Annotated in this window: 1 protein-coding gene; it reads left to right on the forward strand. The window is 47.9% G+C overall.

Features of this window, described 5'->3' with window-relative positions; all coding sequences use genetic code 11:
• Positions 1 to 2,182: TonB-dependent receptor (locus tag GY843_RS19485; RefSeq protein ID WP_297312180.1), on the forward strand; the 2,182-nt coding region annotated here is incomplete at its 5' end.
• Positions 2,183 to 2,579: the final 397 nt, after the last annotated feature.

Below are 2,579 nucleotides of genomic sequence, written 5' to 3' on the forward strand. Positions count from 1 at the left end.
AAAGTCACAGGCACTTAACCTGGCAGAGCACCTGCGTTTTAACTTCAGCAGCGTGACGATTAACGAAGCGGTTAACAACCCTTATCAGCCTGATGTGCAGTACCGTGGTTTCACGGCTTCACCTCTGTTAGGTCTGCCACAAGGTGTTTCTGTTTATGTAAACGGTGTGCGTTTTAACGAGCCGTTTGGTGACACTGTGAACTGGGACCTGATTCCTGAAGGCGCGCTGGGTTCTGTTGCGCTGTTTGCAGGCTCCAACCCTGTATTCGGTCAGAACACACTGGGCGGTGCGCTGTCCCTACAGGTTAAGAATGGTTTTGATCATGCAGGTAGTCAGATCGAATCTTCCATTGGTGAAGACGGTCGTTTTAACCTTGAGCTACAGACTGCGGGCAATGATGGTGAATTCGGTTACTACGTAATCGGTAACTACTTTGAAGAAGATGGCTGGCGCGATCACTCCCCAAGTGAAGTGCAGCAGGCATTGGCTAATCTGACTTGGCGCTCGGAGGGTTCTAGCCTGAACCTGACCGTTGCCGGTGCTGATAATAAACTTATTGGTAACGGTGCAGCCCCTATGGAGCTGCTGGAAGCTCAGGGTCGAGAATCGATTTATACACAGCCGGACCAGACTGAAAGCAAATTTGCATTCATCACACTGGGTGGTGATACCTGGATTGATGATGAAACACAGGTCGCAGGTAGCGTTTACTACCGTCGTAACAAGATCAACACTTTGAACGGTGATGACAGCGATTACGAAGAGTGTGATGTTAATGCGGACAATGAGTACGATGAAGATGGTGCTTATGAATCCCTGTGTGAGTTCGAAGGTGAAGATGAAGATGATGCATCTCCAGAAGATTTCGAGCCAATTGAATTCGTAGGCTATGATGACACGCCGTTAGAGCTTATCGATGACGATCTGGAAGCAGATGATCTGGACGGTACACTGAATACTTCTGAAACTATTCAGGAAAGCATGGGTCTGGCATCTCAGGTGACTTTCCTGGGTGATCTGAACGGTAAAGAAAACCAACTGACAGTGGGCTTCAGCTACGATTATGCGGATATCGATTTTAAATCGAACACGGAATTCGCAGAACTACGTAACGACAGCATCACAGATGATCGTGGTGTAACGGGCGTTGGTCTTTCTGATGCTGAGTCTGTTGTTGAGCTTGAAACCGATACGCATAACGCGGGCTTTTTCCTGACTGACACAATCACGATCAACGATAAAGTCGATCTGACTGTTGCAGCACGTTATAACTACACGCGTATCGAGATGGTAGGTATTGGTGAGCACAACTTGGACCTAACAGGAACACACACGTTCAAGCGTTTGAACCCATCTGTTGGTGCCACTTATCAAGTTTCTCCAGACGTTACGTTCTACGGTAGCTACAGCGAATCTAACCGTGCGCCAACGCCTGCGGAGCTGAGCTGTGCGGATCCAGAAGATCCATGTAAGCTGCCAAATGGTTTCGTAGCGGATCCACCACTTGATCAGGTTGTTGCGAAAACGTTTGAATTCGGACTGCGTGGTAGTAACAATGGTTACCGTTGGAATGCTGGCGTGTTCCATACAATGAACCATGATGACATCATCTTCCAGAACGCGGGTACGCTGACGTCTGAAGGCTTCTTCGACAATGTAGGTAAAACACGCCGTATGGGTGTTGAGCTGGCGGCGAACAAGCGCTACGACAACCTGACTCTGGGCGTTGCATATTCTTATCTTGATGCTACATTCCGTACTAAATTTGACTCGGTAAGTGCGAATAACCCTCTTGGTAACAGCCGTCCTGTAGAAGCTGGCGATAAGATTCCAGGTCTGCCTGAGCACAACATCAAGCTGCTTGCTGATTGGACAGTAACGCCGAAGTTTAACTTGGGTGCTGAAGTGACTTATCAGAGCAGCCAGTACTTCCGCGGCGATGAAGCCAATGAGAATGATAAGGTTGATGGATTTACATTGGTGAACCTGCGCGGTACTTATCAGGTTGCTGATAACGTAGAAGTATTTGCTCGAGTGGATAACGTATTTGATAAAGAGTACGAAACGTTCGGTATCTACGGTGAACCCGATGAGGTTTTGGGTGACGACTTTGAAGATCCAAGCTTTGTTGGACCGGGTAAACCACGTACAGGTGTAATCGGTATTCGTGCTAAGTTCTAAACGTTTTGTTAGCGATAGTGGAGAGAACCCCCTTCTCCTCCACATAAGTAAATGGGTGGGGTGCTGAACGTGCCTCGCCCAATTACCCAGCTAGGTTCTATTACGCCAGCAATGATTTTTTCATTGCTGGCGCATTTCGTTATATTGATCTGGATTGTCAGTCATCCAGAGAAACTGTCACAGCTACTGAATTTTGGTTCTCCATCCGCGACAAGCACAGCGAAAACTGTGCATATTCAGATGTCAGCTCTTCCTAAACCAGAACCAAAGCCGGAACCAAAGCCAGAACCAAAGCCAGAACCAAAGCCAGAACCAAAGCCAGAACCAAAGCCAGAACCAAAGCCAGAACCAAAGCCAGAACCAAAGCCAGAACCAAAGCCAGAACCAAAGCCAGAAC

It is taken from the genome of Neptuniibacter sp. (assembly GCF_024231755.1).
Lineage (GTDB): Bacteria > Pseudomonadota > Gammaproteobacteria > Pseudomonadales > Balneatricaceae > Neptuniibacter.